We start from the raw sequence: 17,185 nt of genomic DNA, 5'->3' as shown, positions 1-17,185 counted from the left end.
AACGGCAGCGGCCATCACTCGAATTCGAGGATCACCTCATCCACAGCAAGGCTATCGCCCGGCTTCGCCGAAACCTTCGCGACGCGGCCGCGTTTTTCCGCACGCAGGATGTTTTCCATCTTCATGGCCTCCACCGTTGCCAGCGCCTGACCGGCCTCCACCTCGTCGCCTTCGCTCACCGTGATGCCGGTGATGACGCCCGGCATGGGGCAGAGCAGCAGTTTCGAAGTATCCGGCGGCAGTTTTTCCGGCATCAGCAGCGCCAGTTCCGCCACGCGTGGGCTGCGCACGCGGGCAACAACATTCATGCCCCGCCAGCGAAGGCGGATCGCGGCGCCGGCAAGATCGACCTTGGCGGCGATCACCTCGCCCGCCACCGTGAACAGCCCGAGTCTCTGGCCGGGAAGCCAGCCGGTGTCGACCGTCAACGCTGTGCCGTCCTCAAAACGGATCGCCGTGCCATCTGCGCCGGTTTCAACGCCGACCCGGTGACGGGAAGCGTCAAACGACACGACCCAGTCCTGACCGACAATGCGGCGATGATTGCCGATGGTGCCGGAAATTTCCACCGCGCGGTTCTGCAACCGCTGCTGAATAATGGCCGCAATGGCGGAAAGTTTACGCGCTGAAACCTCATCCGGTTCGACGCCGGAAAAGCCTTCCGGAAATTCTTCCGCGATAAAGCCCGTCGTCAGGCGCCCGGCGCGAAAACGCTCATGCTGCATGACGGCCGACAGGAACGGCAGGTTGTGGCCGATACCCTCCACCTCGAAAAGGTCCAGCGCCTCTCCCATGGCGTCGATTGCCGTTTCGCGGTCCTTGCCCCAGCTGCACAGCTTGGCGATCATCGGATCGTAATACATCGATATCTCCCCGCCTTCGAAAACGCCGGTATCGTTGCGGATGACGGTGCCGTTTTCCTGCTTGCCTTCCTGCGGCGGGCGATACCGCGTCAAACGGCCGATGGAGGGCAGGAAGTTGCGATAGGGGTCTTCGGCATAAAGCCGGCTTTCTATCGCCCAGCCGTTCAGCTTCACATCCGCCTGCCCGAAGGACAGCTTTTCACCAGACGCGACACGGATCATCTGCTCGACCAGATCAATGCCGGTGACGAGTTCCGTGACCGGATGCTCCACCTGCAGGCGGGTGTTCATTTCCAGAAAATAGAAATTACGGTTGCCATCAACGATGAATTCCACCGTTCCGGCTGAATGGTAGCCGACGGCTCTTGCCAGCGCGACGGCCTCTTCGCCCATGGCTTTTCGTGTCGCCTCATCCAGAAATGGCGACGGCGCTTCCTCGATGACCTTCTGGTTGCGGCGCTGGATCGAGCATTCGCGCTCACCGAGATAAAGAATGTTGCCGTACCGGTCGCCCAGCACCTGTATCTCGATATGGCGCGGCTGGGTGACGAATTTCTCGATGAAGATGCGATCATCGCCAAAAGAGGATTTCGCCTCGTTCTTCGAGGACTGGAAACCCTCGCGTGCTTCGGCGTCGTTAAAGGCGATGCGCATGCCCTTGCCACCACCGCCGGCAGAGGCCTTGATCATGACAGGATAACCGATCTGTGACGCAATCTTCACCGCCTCTTCGGCATCGCCGATCAGCCCCATATGGCCGGGAACGGTGGAAACACCCGCTTCCGCGGCGAGTTTTTTCGAAGTGATCTTGTCGCCCATCGCCTTGATGGCGCCGACGGGCGGGCCGATGAAAATGACGCCCGCCTTCTCGAGCGCCTCGGCAAAGGCGGCATTTTCCGACAGGAACCCGTAACCCGGATGTACCGCATCCGCCCCGGTCTTTGCGATTGCCTCCAGGATTTTGTCGATGACGATATAGGACTGCGACGAGGGGGCCGGGCCGATATGAACGGCTTCATCCGCTTGTCTCACATGCAGCGCATTGGCATCCGCATCAGAATAGACTGCGACGGTGGCAATGCCCATTTTCTTAGCCGTCTTGATCACCCGGCAGGCGATCTCGCCGCGATTGGCGATGAGGATTTTCTTTATCATGCGGTTATTCTCCCCTCGCATCATCATCATCGTCGCGAAATTTTTTCTCATAGGGCATCAGCAAGATCGCCGAGGCAGCGGCCGCGGCACCGAACAGCGACGCAATGGGCACGACGACCAGCAGCACGGGCACGACAGGATTTGCGGCACGGCCGATCCGCGCGCCCAAACCGCCAATATCGAGAAAGATCAGTGCCGCACCGACGCAGATACCGATCAAAACACCAACCGCCGCATTGAACGCCATGAAGCGCAGCATCTGCCGATGATCCTGCCGCGCGGCCTCCGGTGTCAGCCTGGGTTTCAGGTTACGGTTGCCGGATGCCTTACCGGAGCCAGGAAGACGCCGCTGCTGCCGCAGCCAGCGATGCAGCCGATGCAAGTCCATATAGAATATGTCGACAATCATGCTCCTCCTCCCCCTCGCGACAAACGCCGCCGTCCGCCCTCAAATCTCGAAGAAATTCTCAAACGATTCCGGGAAATTCTGCCGGGCGACGCGTTCGTCGATGACAAGCATCGCCTGATAGGACAACGGATCGAAATTCTTCTCCGCTGGCAAGACCTCACGGCCGAACAGCAGGCTGAGGCGGGCAGCGTCGAGATTGCCGCGCTCGAACGGTTCCGGACCGAAATGGTGCCAGAGCGAATGCAGGAAAGCGGCGTCGATGCGGTGTTCCTTGGAGTCGTCGCGCGCCCGGCGGGGTATCATCTTGACAGGCGTTACCCCTTTGGGGTTGGCGCGGCGGATGGTGAACTGGACGCCCGTGCTTGGCATGCCGGAGGGAAACCCCTTGTGTTTGGTCATTTCGGGCAGGTTCGCCATCTCTAGTCCTTCCAGAAGCATTTCCAGTAAAATGCGTAAATTCAAATAATGAGAGCGCTTCCAGGGTTTCAGTAAAACCAGAAGCGCTCCAGTCTTTTCGTTATGCCTTGCCGATTTTGTCCTGCGTCTTCGTCTCGAAGTCGGAGGCATCGTGGCGTTCATGCAGTTGTTCGGACGGATCGCCCGAGGTCTTGTTGACGATCACGCCGCGTTTTACCGCCGGGCGTTCGCCGATTTCAAGCGTCCAGCGCATGACGTTCTTATAGCCGTCTGCTTCAAGGAAAGCACCGGCATCGCCATAGGCCTGACCGAGAGCGATCTTGCCATACCACGGCCAGACGGCCATGTCGGCAATCGTGTATTCGTCACCGGCCAGATAACGGTTTTCAGTCAGATGCCGGTCCAGCACGTCCAGCTGGCGTTTCACTTCCATGGCGTAACGGTCGATGGCGTATTTGATCTTCACCGGCGCATAGGCGTAGAAATGCCCGAAACCGCCGCCGAGGAAGGGGGCGGAGCCCATCTGCCAGAAAAGCCAGTTCAGCGCCTGCGTGCGGGCATTGCCCTCTTTGGGCAGGAAAGCGCCGAATTTTTCCGCGAGATAAACGAGGATCGAACCGCTTTCGAAAACCCGCGTCGGCTCTGATGTCGAATGATCCATCAGCGCCGGGATTTTGGAATTCGGGTTGACGCCGACAAAACCGGAACCGAACTGGTCGCCTTCGCCGATCTTGATCAGCCATGCATCATATTCGGCGCCCTTGTGACCGGCGGCCAGCAATTCTTCCAGCATGATGGAAACCTTCTGGCCATTCGGCGTCGCCAGCGAATAAAGCTGCAACGGATGTTTGCCGACCGGCAGTTCCTTTTCATGGGTGGGACCGGCAATCGGACGGTTGATACTGGCGAACTGGCCGCCATTGCCCTTGTCCCAGATCCAGACCTTGGGCACTTCATATCCGGCGGGGAAATTATCTGCGGAAGAATTTTCGGCCATAAAAATCAGTCCTTGTGCGTTTCGGGAGGGCATCCGAAAATCCGGGCGCCTGAACATCATTATAGTAAGGTGGCCGAAGCATTTTTCCAGCCCCGCAGCGGATCAGAGCGGAATAGTATCGTGTTTCTTCCAGCGGGTTTCGACGTTCTTACCCCGCAAGGAGGCGAAGGCGCGGGCGATGCGGCGGCGCGAGGAATGCGGCATGATCACCTCATCGATGAAACCACGCTCCGCCGCCACGAAGGGATTGGCGAAACGCTCCTCATATTCCTTCGTGCGCGCGGCGATCTTCTCGGGATCGGCAAGCTCCGAACGATAGAGGATTTCCGCCGCACCCTTGGCGCCCATGACCGCGATTTCCGCCGTCGGCCAGGCGTAATTCACATCCGCACCGATATGTTTCGAAGCCATCACGTCATAAGCGCCGCCATAGGCCTTGCGCGTAATCAGCGTCACCATCGGCACCGTCGCCTCCGAATAGGCGAAGAGAAGTTTCGCGCCGTGCTTGATGACGCCGCCATATTCCTGCGCCGTACCCGGCAGGAAGCCCGGCACATCCACGAGCGTCAACAGCGGAATGTTGAAGGCATCGCAGAAGCGCACGAAACGGGCGGCCTTGCGCGAGCTGTCGATATCGAGGCAACCGGCCAGCACCATCGGCTGGTTGGCGACAACCCCCACCGTCTGGCCTTCGAGACGAATGAAGCCGGTGATGATGTTGCGGGCAAAGGCTTCCTGCAACTCGAAGAAATCCCCCTCATCGGCAAGCGCGTGGATCAGTTCCTTCATGTCATAGGGCTTGTTGGAACTGTCGGGGATCAGCGTATCGAGCCGCGCTTCCAGCCGCGCCGGATCGTCATGCAACGGGCGGACCGGCGGTTTTTCGCGGTTGTTCAGCGGCAGGAAATCGAACAGCAGCCGCACATGTTCCAGCGTTTCGATGTCATTTTCGTAAGCGCCGTCTGCGACGGAGGATTTTTTCGTATGGGTGGAGGCCCCGCCCAGCTCTTCGGCCGTGACGATTTCGTTCGTCACCGTCTTCACCACATCCGGCCCGGTGACGAACATGTAAGAGGTGTCGCGCACCATGAAGATGAAATCGGTCATGGCAGGCGAATAAACCGCACCACCGGCACATGGCCCCATGATAACGGAGATTTGCGGCACGACGCCGGAGGCGACGACATTGCGCTTGAAGACGTCGGCATAACCGCCAAGCGAGGCGACACCCTCCTGAATGCGCGCGCCGCCGCTGTCGTTAAGTCCAATCACCGGCGCACCGTTCCTGACCGCCATATCCATGATCTTGCAGATCTTCTGGGCGTGGGTTTCCGAGAGCGAACCGCCAAGCACGGTGAAATCCTGGGAAAACACATAGACCTGCCGGCCATTGATGGTGCCCCAGCCGGTAACGACGCCGTCGCCGGCGATCTTCTGGCCCGCCATGCCGAAATCCACCGCCCGGTGGGTGACATACATGTCGTATTCTTCGAAGGAGCCCTCATCCAAAAGCACGTCGATGCGCTCGCGCGCCGTCAGCTTGCCCTTGGCATGCTGCGCCTCGATGCGCTTGACGCCACCGCCGAGCCGCGCCTCTTCCCGCCGCGTTTCCAACTGCTCCAGAATGCCGGGCATGTTTCCTCCATGCGTTGTTATTACGATCCATAGCCCAGAAAATAGTCGTCCAGAAGCCTTGATCGTGCGCGTATGCGTGCCATAAATATTTGCAATATTAAATTTTGCAAAGTTGCAACATGGCGACGGAAAAACTCTTCATCGGCCGCAAGGTTCGCGGCCTTCGCGAAAATGCCCGCGCCACGCAGGCACAATTTGCCGAACGGCTGGGCATCTCCGCAAGTTACCTGAACCAGATCGAGAACAACCAGCGCCCGGTTTCGGCCAGCGTTCTGGTGACGCTGGTGGAGAAATTCCAGCTGGACATGGCGGAACTGGCGACCGGCGAAAACGACCGGCTGGTTTCCGCCGTGCGCGAGGCGCTAAAAGACCCATTATTCATGAATTATGAACCGAGGCTTCAGGAGTTGAAGCTGATTGCCCAGAACGCGCCGGGTTTTGCCCACGCGCTGCTACGCGCCCATCAGGCCTATCGCCAGAACAGCGAGCAGCTGGTGCAACTGGATGACCGGCTGGGTCGCGGAACCGCACAGGTGGAGAGAACACCCTATGAGGAGGTTCGTGACTTCTTCCACTTCGTCGACAATTACGTCGCCGAGATCGATCTTCTGGCCGAGCAGCTGGCGGAGGAACTGGAGATAGAAGGCGGCGAGACCTACGGCATTCTCGCGGCGCATCTGCGTGGCCGTTACGGCATCCACATCACAAGAACGGAGGCGGCAGGCGGTCTGATCCGGCATTTCGATCCTGCCGGCAAAACGCTCGCGCTCAGCTCCTACATGGCAGCGCCGACCCGCAGCTTTCAGCTGGCGCTGCAGATAGCCCAGCTTCACGCCAGCGCTTCGATAGACAGGCTGCTGGCCGGCGCCGGTTTCCGCAATACGGAAGCGGCCGAAATCTGTCGTATCGGGCTGCACAATTATTTCGCCGCAGCCCTCATCCTGCCCTATGGCCCATTCCACCGGGCGGCGCAGGAGCTTCGCCATGATCTCGAGCTTCTGGCGGTGCGTTTCGGCGCGAGCCTCGAACAGGTGGCGCACAGGCTCAGCACGCTGCAACGGCCGGGCATGAAAGGCGTGCCGATCTTTTTCGCCAAGATCGACCGGGCCGGCAACATCACCAAACGCCACAGCGCCACACGGCTGCAATTTGCCCGGTTCGGTGCGGCCTGTCCGCTGTGGAATATCCATCAGGCTTTCGAAAGTTCCGACAGGATCGTGCGGCAGCTGGCGGAAACGCCTGACGGCGTGCGCTATCTTTCCATTGCCACCCAGATCGAGAAGGCCGGCGCCGGTTTCAATACCGAGAGGCCGCGTTATGCGATTGCACTCGGCTGCGAAATTTCCCACGCGCAGAATTTCGTTTATGCCGATACGCTCGATCTTGGCAATTCAGGCTCCTTCAAACCCATCGGTATTTCGTGTCGGGTCTGCGAAAGGGTGGATTGCGTGCAGCGCGCCGTACCGCCGCTGAAACGCAAACTGCAATTCGACCACCTTTCGCGCGGCGCATTGCCTTATAGCATCGTAGATTTTTAGCCTTCAAAGCCCGCTCATGGCAGCGGCACCATGGCGCGGCGCATGATGTTGGCATAATAGCCCCAGAAAAGCCGGGCAGCGACGGAGCGCCACGGCGACCAGAGTGTCGCCCGCTCCGCCAGCCATTTCGCTTCCGGCCTCACTTCCAGATCAAGCGCATGCGCCACTGCCGATCTCAGCGCCACATCCCCCACCGGAAAGATATCCGGATGCCCGCCGCAGAACATCAGATAGACTTCTGCCGTCCATGGGCCGATACCACGAAGCGCGACCAGCTCGGAAAGGGCAGCTCCCGGCTCCTTGCGCACTACGCCGTCCAGATCGATCTGCGCTTCCGTGACGGCACGCGCCAGCCCTTCCAGCGTCGTCGCCTTGGCACGGGAAAGGCCGAAAGTGGCGCGCAGCTCCTCCGGTGCGGCCAGATAATTTTCCGCCGTGACCACCCCGTCGGTGCCGGCAAGGATACGCGCCCAGATGGCATTGGCGCTGGCGCGTGACACCATCTGCGAGACGATGATATGGGCAAGGCCGGCAAAGCCGGGCTCATGAATGCGCAGTTCCAGCGGGCCGGCTTTTTCGATGACGAGGCCGAGCGCAGGATCGAGGCGAGCCAGATGCTCCAGCCCTTCGTTGATATCATCCATTCTGGTAATGATTTTCATCTTCGTCATTCCGTATCCGCCCTGCCCGCAGCCGGCTAGCGGGGTGCTTTAAAACATGGCAGAAGAAACCATGCCTTCGCCTCTCCGTCAAAAACCGGTTTACCGCTTTGCGCCAAGCCCCAACGGCCTGCTGCATCTCGGCCATGCGCTTTCCGCCTTCCTGAACCATGATATGGCGCGGGACAATGGCGGCCGCTTTCTGCTGCGTATCGAGGATATCGACCAGACGCGCTGCACGCCGGAACTGGAGCAGGCGATCTATGATGATCTCGGCTGGCTGGAGCTGGGCTGGGAAAAACCTGTCAGGCGTCAATCGGACCATTTCGATGCGTATCGGGTGGCGCTGGACAGACTGATCGAGGCGGGTCTTGCCTACCCTGCCTTTCTGAGCCGTGGAGAAACCAGAGCGATCGTCAGGGCCTTCGAGGCCGATGGCAGGCTCTGGCCTCGCGATCCGGATGGCGCACCGCTTTATCCATCCGTGGACCGCGAAAGGCCTGAGACGGAACGGGCAGCGCTGCTTGCCTCCGGTCGGCAGCATGCCTGGCGGCTTGACATGAAAAAGGCGATCCGCGCCGCCGATAACCCCCTGTTCTGGCAGGAGAGCGGCGATGGCGAGACGGGGCAAGTCGAGGCCCTGCCAGCGAGGTGGGGCGATGTCGTGCTGTCGCGTTCCGACGCGCCCTCGAGCTATCATCTTTCCGTTGTGGTAGATGATGCGCTGCAGGGCATCACCCACGTGGTGCGCGGCACGGACCTTTTCCACTCAACCGCCATCCACCGGCTGCTGCAGCACCTGCTGGACCTGCCGCAACCCACCTATCATCATCACCGGCTGATCCTCGGCGCGGACGGGCGCAAGCTTTCAAAAAGTGAAGGTAGCACCGGGCTTTCCGCCCTTCGCGCGGAAGGGGCGGCACCCTCAGATATCCGCCGGCTTGTCGGCCTCCTCTAACGCCCGCTCACGGCGAGCACCGTTGCTGCCGATATTGCGGCGGATGATCTGCCGCACCTTGTATTTCATGAGCGCGGCATTGACCTCCGCACCGAGCATGAAGATGACGCCGACCATATAAAGAAACACCAGAACCACCATGACAGAGGCGAGACCCGCATAGGTGGCCGCATAATTGGCAAAGGTGGAGAGATAATAGGCAAAGATCGCCGCACCGATGACCCAGAAGATCATCGTCAGCAGGATACCCGGCCAGACATCCCAGATGCGCCGCTTGCCGGCCGGAAGCCACAGATGCGCCGCCACCAGCCCCGCCGTCAGCACGACGATGGTGCCGTAAAGGCCGAGATTGGAGACTGTGTTCAGTATATCCGTCAACCACGGAAACCGCTGTTCGGCAAAGGAGGTGGCGACCGGCACGGCAACGAGCACGATGCTGATGCCGGTGAAGACCACCACCGCAATCAGCACATAAAGCAGGCTGAGCAGGCGAGTGATGTACCACCAGCGCGTTTCGGTGACGCGATAGGCGCGGTTCAGCGAAATTCTCAGCGCCTCGACGCCGTTGGAGGCGAAATAGGCGGCGGCCAGCACCGAGATCGTCAGCAGCCCGCCGCGCGGAATGGTGAGCACCTGCTGCACCTGTGCCGCCAGCGGCCCGGCAATCGCCTCCGGCCAGGTATCGAAAATCAGATGTACCGCGGTTTCGGAAAACTGGTCGGCCCCCAGAAAACCGGCCAGAGCCGTGCCGAAGATCAGGAACGGGAAAAGCGCGAGCAGAATGGAGAGCGCCATATGGCTCGCCATCGCCCAGCCGTCGTCCTCGGCGAAATGGGAATAGGCATCGAAGGCAACCTTGCCTGCCAGGCGCACTGCGGCAACCATGTCACCTCCATTCATCGGCATTTCATTTGTAACTTCGAGCCGAATATGGGAAATCAGCTTTGCTTTGTACAGCGCGCAAACCCGTCTTTCGGTTCCCGCCGGAGCACGAATTTTGCGCAATTCAATTTTCGCGGGCCGGACCATCGGGCCAGAACACCATTCGGCTTCCCGGAGCGGCAGATGTCTGAAAAACCCGTCATCATCATCACCGGATGTTCCTCGGGCATCGGCTCTTATTGCGCCGGCGCACTCCAGCGGGACGGCTGGCGGGTCTTTGCCACCGTGCGCCGCATCGTCGACATGGCCGCGCTTGAAAATCAGGGTATCGAAACCCTGATCATGGACTACACCAAACCCGAGACCATTGCCGCGCTGGTGGATACCGTCGCAGCCCGGACCGGCGGCCGCATCGACGCCCTGTTCAACAACGGCGCCTATGGCCAGCCCGGTGCGGTGGAAGATCTGCCGGTGGAGGCGCTGCGGGCGCAGTTCGAAACCAATGTCTTCGGCTGGCACGATCTCACACGGCGGGTCATTCCCTTCATGCGCAAACGTGGTTCAGGCCGTATCGTGCATTGCTCCTCCATTCTCGGCCTCGTACCCTATCGGTATCGTGGCGCCTACACCGCCTCGAAATTCGCGATCGAGGGGCTGGGCGTGACCCTGCGCATGGAACTTCAGGGCAGTGGCATCCATGTGAGCCTGATCGAACCCGGTCCGATCGCCTCGAAATTCACGGCGACGGCGCTTGCCCATGTCAGGGACAAGATCGATCTGGAAAATTCAGCCCATGCGGTGGAATATAAACGCCAGCTGGCGCGCATGGATGGCTCAGGCCCAGTCAACCGCCACAAGCTTGGCCCCGAGGCCGTTTATGCCGTGCTGAAACACGCCCTGACCGCCGCGAAACCAAAACCGCATTATCCCGTCACCGTTCCAGCCAAACAGGGTCTGTTGCTGAAACGGCTCTTGCCTGCCGGACTGTTCTATCGTCTGCTGCGCAGATTCGATTGAGGAGGAGTAACCCCTAAATGTCCGGCTTCACCAGTGTTTTGGCCCTTATCGTCATGGGCCTTGTCGTCATCGTGCTGATACGTGGCCTTTTCAATATGCTGAAGGGACAGGACGCCAACCGTTCCAACAAGCTGATGCAGCTTCGCCTGCTGTTGCAGGCCATCGCCATCGTACTGATCATGCTGACACTCTGGCTCACCGGCGGCGGCCGTTGACATGGTCAAGCTGAACAAGATCTACACGCGCACCGGAGACAAGGGCACGACGGCGCTGGTTTCCGGCCCGCGCCGCCTGAAGCACGATCTGCGCGTCGAGGCCTATGGCACGGTGGACGAGACCAATTCGGCCATAGGCGTCGTACGGCTGCACACGGGTGGGCTGGAAAAGCTTGATGCCATGTTGTTCCGCATCCAGAACGACCTCTTCGATCTTGGCGCAGATCTCGCCACGCCCGATAATGGCGAGCCGCTGTCCTACGAGCCGCTGCGCATCGTCGAAAGCCAGGTTACCCGGCTCGAAAACGAAATCGACGAAATCAACGCCGCGCTTGACCCGCTCACTTCCTTCGTGCTGCCGGGCGGTAATGCGACAGCGGCCAATCTGCATATGGCGCGCACGATCTGCCGCCGGGCGGAAAGGCTGATGGTGGCGCTTTCTGTCACCGAAAACGAGATCGTCAGCCCGGCGGCCATCAAATATGCCAACCGCCTGTCCGACTTCCTGTTCGTGGCCGCCCGTTTCGCCAATGACACGGGCAAGGCCGATATTTTATGGGTTCCTGGCAAGAACCGCTGACAACTGTTCCACCAAAGGGCATTCGATGTTCATACCGCTGCACGATGCGAATTCCCTCAAACATATCCGAGTGCAATATGTCACGATCGGCCTGATCGTGGTCAATGTGCTGGTATGGCTGTTTACCGGCGTGCTTGCCAGCGACGTGCAGGCCAATGCCGCCGCACTCGGCCTCGGCTTCATTCCCGCCGTGGTGTTCGACTACGCCTATCTTGAGCCGGCCCTGCAGGTCGTGCCTGATGATCTGACCGTCGTCACCTATGCGTTCCTGCATCTCGATTTCTGGCATCTGGCCGGCAACATGCTGTTCCTCTGGGTCTTCGGCGACAATGTCGAGGACGCGCTCGGCCATTTCCGCTTCCTGATTTTTTATCTCGTCTGCGCCATAGCCGGTGCGCTGCTGCACGGTTTTGTCGGCCCCACCTCAGAGGGACCGTTGATCGGCGCGTCGGGTGCGGTTTCCGGTGTCGTCGCGGCGTATTTCCTGCTGCATCCAAAGGTGCGCGTGTGGGTGCTGGTCTTCATGCGTATTCCGTTGCCCCTACCCGCCTTCATTCCGCTGGCGCTGTGGATTGGCCAGCAGTTCCTGATGCTGGCGCTCGGGCTGGAAGAAAACGTCTCCTGGGGCGCGCATGTGGGCGGCATATTGGCAGGTGCCGTCATGGTGCTTTTCATGCGCAGGCCGGGCGTTCCGCTGTTCGACCGCACCATTGTTCCGCCAAGGGCGGCGCAGTTCAAGAATCCGTCGCAAACGGCAGGGTTGTCGCAAATCGAACGAGGCTATGACGGGGGCGGATAAGCCCGTGACGAAGAGATGAAGTATTTACGTGAACGTCAACGTAAGATATGCCTTACGTGCATGTGATAATGAACATTGCTCCGTTGTATTTGCGGGAAAAATGCTTATCCATGTCGCCAACCTGTTTTTGGAGGTCCGCGCGGTCTATTCACCAAGCGGACAGGAGTTTGAGGAAAGCCGCCGATGAAAATCCTTGTCCCCGTTAAACGAGTCGTCGATTACAACGTGAAAATCCGCGTGAAATCGGATGGTTCGGGCGTTGAGCTTGCGAATGTGAAGATGTCGATGAACCCGTTCGACGAAATCTCGGTGGAAGAGGCGCTTCGTTTGAAAGAGGCCGGCAAGGCCGAAGAGGTTGTGGTCGTTTCCATCGGCCCGGCCAAGGCGGAAGAAACGCTGCGCACGGCGCTTGCCATGGGCGCTGACCGCGCCATCCTGATCGAGACCGACGAAGCGGTGGAGCCGCTCGCCGTCGCCAAGCTGCTGAAGGGCGTGGCGGAGGCCGAACAGCCCGGTCTCGTCATCGTCGGCAAGCAGGCGATCGACGACGATTCGAACCAGACCGGCCAGATGCTGGCAGCCCTCCTCGGCTGGGGCCAGGGCACCTTTGCCTCCAAGGTTGTGCCGTCCGACGGCAAGGTTGCCGTGACGCGTGAAGTAGATGGCGGCCTGCAGACCGTGGAGCTGAAGCTTCCCGCCGTTGTCACCACCGATCTTCGCCTGAACGAGCCGCGTTATGCCTCGCTGCCGAACATCATGAAGGCGAAGAAGAAGCCGCTCGACAAAAAGGCTCCGGCCGATTTCGGCGTCGACGTTTCGCCACGCCTCAAGGTGCTGAAGACCGAGGAGCCGGCAGGCCGCAAGGCTGGCATCAAGGTTGGCTCGGTCGCCGAGCTGGTCGAAAAGCTCAAAGCTGACGGCGTCCTCTAAGGTTTCGGAAAAGGGAGATTATATTATGGCCATTCTTCTTCTGGCAGAACACGACAACGCAACCCTTTCCGACCTGACGGGCAAGACGCTGACGGCAGCAACCCAGATCGGCGGCGACGTCCACGTACTGGTCGCCGGCTCCGGCGCGAAGGGCGCTGCGGATGCGGCTGCGAAACTGTCGGGCGTATCCAAGGTGCTGCTCGCCGATGACGCCTCCTATGCCAATTCGCTGGCAGAACCGCTGGCGGCGCTGATCATCTCGCTTGCACCTTCCTATGATGTCATCCTCGCACCTGCCACCGCATCTGCCAAGAACGTGCTGCCGCGTGTGGCAGCGCTTCTCGACGTGGCGCAGGTCTCGGAAATCATCGAGGTGGTCTCCGCTGACACCTTCAAGCGCCCGATCTATGCCGGTAACGCCATCCAGACGGTGCAGGCGACTGACGTCAAAAAGGTCATCACCGTGCGCCCAACCGCCTTTGCCGCAGCAGCGGAAGGCGGTTCGGCAGCGGTTGAAACCATCGGCGCGGCCGAGAACCCCGGCCTTTCCAGCTTCGTTTCCGATGCGCTGGCCTCGTCCGACCGTCCGGAACTGACCTCTGCCAAGATCATTATCTCGGGCGGCCGCGCGCTTGGCTCCTCGGAAAAGTTCAAGGAAGTCATCCTGCCCGTCGCCGACAAGCTGGGGGCCGCCGTTGGCGCGAGCCGTGCGGCAGTCGATGCCGGTTATGCGCCGAACGATTGGCAGGTGGGTCAGACCGGCAAGGTGGTTGCGCCGCAGCTTTATATTGCCGCCGGCATTTCGGGCGCCATCCAGCATCTGGCCGGCATGAAGGACTCGAAGGTCATCGTCGCCATCAACAAGGACGAGGAAGCGCCGATCTTCCAGGTGGCCGACTACGGCCTCGTCGCCGATCTGTTCGTGGCCCTGCCAGAGCTCGAAAAGGCACTGTGATTTTAAGCAACTGGGCAAGGCGGCGCGTTTTTTGAACGCGCCGCCTTCTCTTTTCCGGCCAGATGCGTAACATCGCCGCCAATGACGCAGACCAAGCCACACAGGAGAACTACATATGACCGCCCCCTTTAAGAATATCGGTATCATCGGAGCCGGTCAGATGGGGTGCGGCATTGCGCATGTTTCCGCCTTGGCGGGCTACAAAGTCCATATTTACGACCTCTCCAAGGATGGCATCGAAGCCGGGCTTGCCACGATAAACGGTAACCTCGCCCGCCAGGTGACCAACGGCAAACTCTCCGACGACGCCCGCAAGCAGGCGCTGGCGCTGATCAGCGGATCGACTGATGTCAACGATCTCGCGCCGATGGATATCGTCATCGAGGCCGCGACCGAGAACGAGGAGATCAAGCGAAAGATTTATGCGCAGGTCTGCCCGGTCCTGAAACCGGAGGCGCTGCTCGCCACGAATACCTCGTCGCTTTCCATCACCCGTCTAGCATCTGCGACTGACCGTCCCGAACAGTTTATGGGCATCCACTTCATGAACCCGGTGCCGGTCATGAAGCTGGTGGAACTGGTGCGCGGCATCGCCACCAACGAAAAGACCTTCGACGCGGCCAAGGACTATGTGCGGACACTGGAAAAGGCGATCACCGTCGCCGAAGATTTCCCGGCCTTCATCGTCAACCGCATCCTGCTGCCGATGATCAACGAGGCGATCTATACGCTTTATGAAGGCGTCGGCTCGGTGGAAGCCATCGATACCGCCATGCGGCTTGGCGCCAACCACCCCATGGGACCGTTGCAGCTTGCCGATTTCATCGGTCTCGACACCTGTTTGTCGATCATGCAGGTGCTGCATGACGGGCTGGCCGACAGCAAATACCGCCCCTGCCCGCTGCTGGTCAAATATGTCGAGGCCGGCTGGCTCGGCCGCAAATCCGGCCGCGGTTTTTACGACTATCGCGGCGAGACGCCGGTTCCGACGCGCTAAGCGGGCATCTCCCCGGACGCTGGATGAGGGAGGGAAACCCCTCCCGCCACGTTTTACGAATTATCTGGCCTTCACCGCCGATACCAGCGCCTTGGCATCTTCGCTATCCCATGCGGCCGGACCGTTCATCGCCGCAAGCAGGCAGCCGTTTTCGTCGAGCAGCATGGTCGCGGGCAGGCCGAAGGCGAGGCCTTCCTTTTTCAGCGTGTTGAACACACCCATGGAACTGTCGCGATATGGCTTCAGCGCATCGATCTTGTATTCGTCCATGAAGGCTTTCGGCTTTTCGTCCGCGCCGATGTCGATATTGACGGTGACCACCTCGAAATCATTGCCGCCTTTTTCTTTCTCAAGCGCGTTCAGCGCCGGCATCTCCTCCCGGCACGGCACACACCATGTGGCCCAGAGATTGAGAAGGACCGCCTTGCCCTTGAGATCGGCAAGCGTCATATCCTGTGCCTCTGGCCCCTTGAAGGACAGCGGAACGACACGCGGCCTGTCCGCGGCGGACATGGCGGCCACCTGCCCCTTCAGAAAGGGTTTCAGCGAGGCGATGCGGTTTGCAGCACCCTCACATAAACCGGCGTCAGCGACCGCTGCCCCTTGAACCGGGCTCTCAGACCCAATATGCCTGAACCAGACCGCGCCCGCGCCAAACACGACACCGGCAACGGCAGCAATTGCAACCAATTTGGCGGATGGAAGCCTGAACGGCCTTTTTTCTGTCATCGAATACTCCAGGGCACTGCGAACATGGCTGACGGCACAGATCAGAAATCCTCCAACCAGATGTGGGGCGGACGTTTTGCTTCCGGTCCATCAGCCATCATGGAAGAGATAAATGCCTCCATCGGCTTCGACAAGAAGCTTTACGCCCAGGACATCCGCGGCTCTATGGCGCATGCCAGCATGTTGGCATCTAAAGGCATTATTTCGACGGAAGATAAAGACAAGATCATCGAGGGGCTGAACACGATCCTGTCAGAGATCGAAGCCGGCACCTTCGAATTTTCGCGCAAGCTCGAAGATATTCACATGAATATCGAAGCACGGCTTGCCACCCTCATCGGTACGGCCGCCGGCCGCCTGCACACCGCCCGTTCGCGCAACGACCAGGTGGCGCTCGATTTCCGCCTCTGGGTCAAGGAAGAATTGCAGAAGACGGAGGGCATGCTGACCGCCCTCATCGCCGCCTTCCTTGACCGCGCCGAAGAAAACGCCGATACCGTGATGCCCGGCTTCACCCATTTGCAGACGGCTCAGCCCGTCACTTTTGGCCACCATTGCATGGCCTATGTGGAAATGTTCGGCCGTGACCGCGCCCGCGTGCGCCACGCCATCGAGCATATGGACGAAAGCCCGATCGGTGCGGCAGCACTTGCCGGCACCGGCTATCCCATCGACCGCCACATGACGGCAAAGGCGCTCGGTTTCCGCGAACCGACCCGCAATTCCATCGACACCGTGTCCGACCGTGATTTCGCGCTGGAATTCCTGTCGATCGCCTCGATCTGCGCCACACATCTGTCGCGTCTCGCCGAAGAGATCGTCATCTGGTCGACGCCGCAATTCGGCTTCATCCGCCTGTCGGACGCCTTCTCCACCGGCTCGTCGATCATGCCGCAGAAGAAGAACCCGGATGCCGCCGAACTGGTGCGCGCCAAGACCGGCCGCATCAACGGCTCGCTGGTCGCCCTTCTGACTGTCATGAAGGGCCTGCCGCTCGCCTATTCCAAGGACATGCAGGAAGACAAAGAACAGGTTTTCGACTCCGCAGAAAGCCTGGAACTGGCGATTGCCGCCATGACCGGCATGATCCGCGACCTTGAAGTGCGCAAAGACCGCATGCGTGCGGCGGCTGGTTCGGGCTATTCCACAGCCACCGATCTGGCCGACTGGCTGGTGCGCGAGGCGGGCCTGCCCTTCCGCGATGCCCACCATGTGACAGGCAATGCCGTGGCGCTGGCGGAAAAGAAGGGCTGTGATCTGGCCGATCTTTCGCTCGAGGAGTTGCAGGCCATCCACCCCGACATCACCAACGGTATTTTCGACGTTCTCTCGGTCGAGGCATCGGTCGCCAGCCGCACAAGCTTTGGCGGCACCGCTCCTTCGGAAGTGAGGAAGCAGATTGCCTGGTGGCGTGGACGCAACTGATAAATTCACGTTACGCTGCGATCAC

18 protein-coding genes are annotated in these 17,185 nt (G+C 60.1%); 10 read left to right on the top strand and 8 right to left on the bottom strand.

Annotated elements, in window-relative coordinates; genetic code table 11:
* Positions 1-14: 14 nt before the first annotated feature.
* The 5 genes from DXT96_RS10005 to DXT96_RS09985 all read right to left on the bottom strand — a co-directional run bounded on the left by DXT96_RS10005 (position 15) and on the right by DXT96_RS09985 (position 5,476).
* Positions 15-2,018: an acetyl/propionyl/methylcrotonyl-CoA carboxylase subunit alpha gene (locus tag DXT96_RS10005; protein ID WP_153514490.1), complete on the bottom strand. Its 2,004-nt coding sequence runs from the start codon at positions 2,016-2,018 to the stop codon at positions 15-17.
* Between the two features lie 4 nt (positions 2,019-2,022).
* Positions 2,023-2,427 (bottom strand): hypothetical protein, encoded by a 405-nt coding sequence (locus DXT96_RS10000; protein ID WP_153514489.1) that lies wholly within the window; start codon positions 2,425-2,427, stop codon positions 2,023-2,025.
* 39 nt (positions 2,428-2,466) lie between these two features.
* On the bottom strand, positions 2,467-2,844 hold the full coding sequence (locus DXT96_RS09995) for a hypothetical protein (protein WP_149899423.1): 378 nt from the start codon (positions 2,842-2,844) through the stop codon (positions 2,467-2,469).
* Positions 2,845-2,944: 100 nt separating this feature from the next.
* On the bottom strand, positions 2,945-3,841 hold the full coding sequence (gene yghU / locus DXT96_RS09990) for a glutathione-dependent disulfide-bond oxidoreductase (RefSeq protein WP_153514488.1): 897 nt from the start codon (positions 3,839-3,841) through the stop codon (positions 2,945-2,947).
* Positions 3,842-3,943: 102 nt separating this feature from the next.
* Positions 3,944-5,476 carry an acyl-CoA carboxylase subunit beta gene (locus tag DXT96_RS09985; RefSeq protein WP_153514487.1) on the bottom strand — a complete coding sequence of 511 codons (1,533 nt, stop codon included), beginning with the start codon at positions 5,474-5,476 and terminating at the stop codon, positions 3,944-3,946.
* A gap of 119 nt (positions 5,477-5,595) precedes the next feature.
* Here DXT96_RS09985 and DXT96_RS09980 point away from each other — a divergent pair, with 119 nt between their 5' ends.
* A complete protein-coding gene (locus DXT96_RS09980; RefSeq protein WP_153514486.1) occupies positions 5,596-7,014 on the top strand; it encodes a short-chain fatty acyl-CoA regulator family protein in 1,419 nt (472 codons plus the stop codon).
* 14 nt (positions 7,015-7,028) lie between these two features.
* On the opposite strand, the gene DXT96_RS09975 is transcribed toward DXT96_RS09980, so the two are convergent.
* Positions 7,029-7,685: a DNA-3-methyladenine glycosylase gene (locus DXT96_RS09975; protein ID WP_174373800.1), complete on the bottom strand. Its 657-nt coding sequence runs from the start codon at positions 7,683-7,685 to the stop codon at positions 7,029-7,031.
* 46 nt (positions 7,686-7,731) lie between these two features.
* Between DXT96_RS09975 and gluQRS the strand changes: the two genes are divergently transcribed.
* Complete coding sequence (gene gluQRS, locus DXT96_RS09970; RefSeq protein WP_153514485.1) at positions 7,732-8,631, top strand: tRNA glutamyl-Q(34) synthetase GluQRS; 900 nt, start codon at positions 7,732-7,734, stop codon at positions 8,629-8,631.
* Here gluQRS and DXT96_RS09965 read toward each other — a convergent pair.
* Positions 8,599-9,516 carry a YihY/virulence factor BrkB family protein gene (locus DXT96_RS09965; protein ID WP_149899427.1) on the bottom strand — a complete coding sequence of 306 codons (918 nt, stop codon included), beginning with the start codon at positions 9,514-9,516 and terminating at the stop codon, positions 8,599-8,601. The two genes, gluQRS and DXT96_RS09965, sit on opposite strands and share 33 nt — an antisense overlap.
* Positions 9,517-9,696: 180 nt before the next feature.
* Here DXT96_RS09965 and DXT96_RS09960 point away from each other — a divergent pair, with 180 nt between their 5' ends.
* From DXT96_RS09960 to DXT96_RS09930, 7 genes are all read left to right on the top strand, one after another.
* Positions 9,697-10,530: an SDR family oxidoreductase gene (locus tag DXT96_RS09960; protein WP_153514484.1), complete on the top strand. Its 834-nt coding sequence runs from the start codon at positions 9,697-9,699 to the stop codon at positions 10,528-10,530.
* Between the two features lie 17 nt (positions 10,531-10,547).
* Entirely contained in the window at positions 10,548-10,745 is a 198-nt protein-coding gene (locus DXT96_RS09955) for a twin transmembrane helix small protein (RefSeq protein WP_046799819.1), read from the top strand.
* A gap of 1 nt (position 10,746) precedes the next feature.
* Complete coding sequence (locus DXT96_RS09950; protein ID WP_153514483.1) at positions 10,747-11,325, top strand: cob(I)yrinic acid a,c-diamide adenosyltransferase; 579 nt, start codon at positions 10,747-10,749, stop codon at positions 11,323-11,325.
* A gap of 25 nt (positions 11,326-11,350) precedes the next feature.
* The gene (locus DXT96_RS09945) at positions 11,351-12,124 is read left to right on the top strand and encodes a rhomboid family intramembrane serine protease (RefSeq protein WP_153514482.1); all 774 of its coding nucleotides are present in this window, start codon (positions 11,351-11,353) and stop codon (positions 12,122-12,124) included.
* Positions 12,125-12,307: 183 nt separating this feature from the next.
* A complete protein-coding gene (locus DXT96_RS09940) occupies positions 12,308-13,054 on the top strand; it encodes an electron transfer flavoprotein subunit beta/FixA family protein (protein ID WP_149899431.1) in 747 nt (248 codons plus the stop codon).
* 25 nt (positions 13,055-13,079) lie between these two features.
* A complete protein-coding gene (locus DXT96_RS09935) occupies positions 13,080-14,009 on the top strand; it encodes an electron transfer flavoprotein subunit alpha/FixB family protein (RefSeq protein WP_153514481.1) in 930 nt (309 codons plus the stop codon).
* A 115-nt stretch (positions 14,010-14,124) separates the two neighbouring features.
* Positions 14,125-15,006 (top strand): 3-hydroxybutyryl-CoA dehydrogenase, encoded by an 882-nt coding sequence (locus DXT96_RS09930; RefSeq protein ID WP_149899433.1) that lies wholly within the window; start codon positions 14,125-14,127, stop codon positions 15,004-15,006.
* Positions 15,007-15,066: 60 nt separating this feature from the next.
* On the opposite strand, the gene DXT96_RS09925 is transcribed toward DXT96_RS09930, so the two are convergent.
* Positions 15,067-15,735: a TlpA disulfide reductase family protein gene (locus DXT96_RS09925; protein ID WP_153514480.1), complete on the bottom strand. Its 669-nt coding sequence runs from the start codon at positions 15,733-15,735 to the stop codon at positions 15,067-15,069.
* A gap of 24 nt (positions 15,736-15,759) precedes the next feature.
* On the opposite strand from DXT96_RS09925, the gene argH reads away from it, so the two are divergent.
* Positions 15,760-17,160, top strand: coding sequence for an argininosuccinate lyase (gene argH, locus DXT96_RS09920; protein WP_153514479.1), 1,401 nt, complete (start codon positions 15,760-15,762; stop codon positions 17,158-17,160).
* Positions 17,161-17,185 lie beyond the last annotated feature (25 nt).

Origin of the sequence: Agrobacterium sp. ICMP 6402 (assembly GCF_009498615.1) — a bacterium.
GTDB classification, from domain to species: Bacteria; Pseudomonadota; Alphaproteobacteria; order Rhizobiales; family Rhizobiaceae; genus Agrobacterium; species Agrobacterium burrii.
This window is presented reverse-complemented; position numbering and strand designations above follow the sequence as displayed.

Excerpts from the sequence above, each read along its gene's own strand:
- DXT96_RS10005 (WP_153514490.1), bottom strand. The coding sequence starts at position 2,018 with ATGATAAAGAAAATCCTCATCGCCAATCGCGGCGAGATCGCCTGCCGG.
- DXT96_RS10000 (WP_153514489.1), bottom strand. The coding sequence starts at position 2,427 with ATGATTGTCGACATATTCTATATGGACTTGCATCGGCTGCATCGCTGG.
- DXT96_RS09995 (WP_149899423.1), bottom strand. The coding sequence starts at position 2,844 with ATGGCGAACCTGCCCGAAATGACCAAACACAAGGGGTTTCCCTCCGGC.
- yghU (WP_153514488.1), bottom strand. The coding sequence starts at position 3,841 with ATGGCCGAAAATTCTTCCGCAGATAATTTCCCCGCCGGATATGAAGTG.
- DXT96_RS09985 (WP_153514487.1), bottom strand. The coding sequence starts at position 5,476 with ATGCCCGGCATTCTGGAGCAGTTGGAAACGCGGCGGGAAGAGGCGCGG.
- DXT96_RS09980 (WP_153514486.1), top strand. The coding sequence starts at position 5,596 with ATGGCGACGGAAAAACTCTTCATCGGCCGCAAGGTTCGCGGCCTTCGC.
- DXT96_RS09975 (WP_174373800.1), bottom strand. The coding sequence starts at position 7,685 with ATGACGAAGATGAAAATCATTACCAGAATGGATGATATCAACGAAGGG.
- gluQRS (WP_153514485.1), top strand. The coding sequence starts at position 7,732 with ATGGCAGAAGAAACCATGCCTTCGCCTCTCCGTCAAAAACCGGTTTAC.
- DXT96_RS09965 (WP_149899427.1), bottom strand. The coding sequence starts at position 9,516 with ATGGTTGCCGCAGTGCGCCTGGCAGGCAAGGTTGCCTTCGATGCCTAT.
- DXT96_RS09960 (WP_153514484.1), top strand. The coding sequence starts at position 9,697 with ATGTCTGAAAAACCCGTCATCATCATCACCGGATGTTCCTCGGGCATC.
- DXT96_RS09955 (WP_046799819.1), top strand. The coding sequence starts at position 10,548 with ATGTCCGGCTTCACCAGTGTTTTGGCCCTTATCGTCATGGGCCTTGTC.
- DXT96_RS09950 (WP_153514483.1), top strand. The coding sequence starts at position 10,747 with ATGGTCAAGCTGAACAAGATCTACACGCGCACCGGAGACAAGGGCACG.
- DXT96_RS09945 (WP_153514482.1), top strand. The coding sequence starts at position 11,351 with ATGTTCATACCGCTGCACGATGCGAATTCCCTCAAACATATCCGAGTG.
- DXT96_RS09940 (WP_149899431.1), top strand. The coding sequence starts at position 12,308 with ATGAAAATCCTTGTCCCCGTTAAACGAGTCGTCGATTACAACGTGAAA.
- DXT96_RS09935 (WP_153514481.1), top strand. The coding sequence starts at position 13,080 with ATGGCCATTCTTCTTCTGGCAGAACACGACAACGCAACCCTTTCCGAC.
- DXT96_RS09930 (WP_149899433.1), top strand. The coding sequence starts at position 14,125 with ATGACCGCCCCCTTTAAGAATATCGGTATCATCGGAGCCGGTCAGATG.
- DXT96_RS09925 (WP_153514480.1), bottom strand. The coding sequence starts at position 15,735 with ATGACAGAAAAAAGGCCGTTCAGGCTTCCATCCGCCAAATTGGTTGCA.
- argH (WP_153514479.1), top strand. The coding sequence starts at position 15,760 with ATGGCTGACGGCACAGATCAGAAATCCTCCAACCAGATGTGGGGCGGA.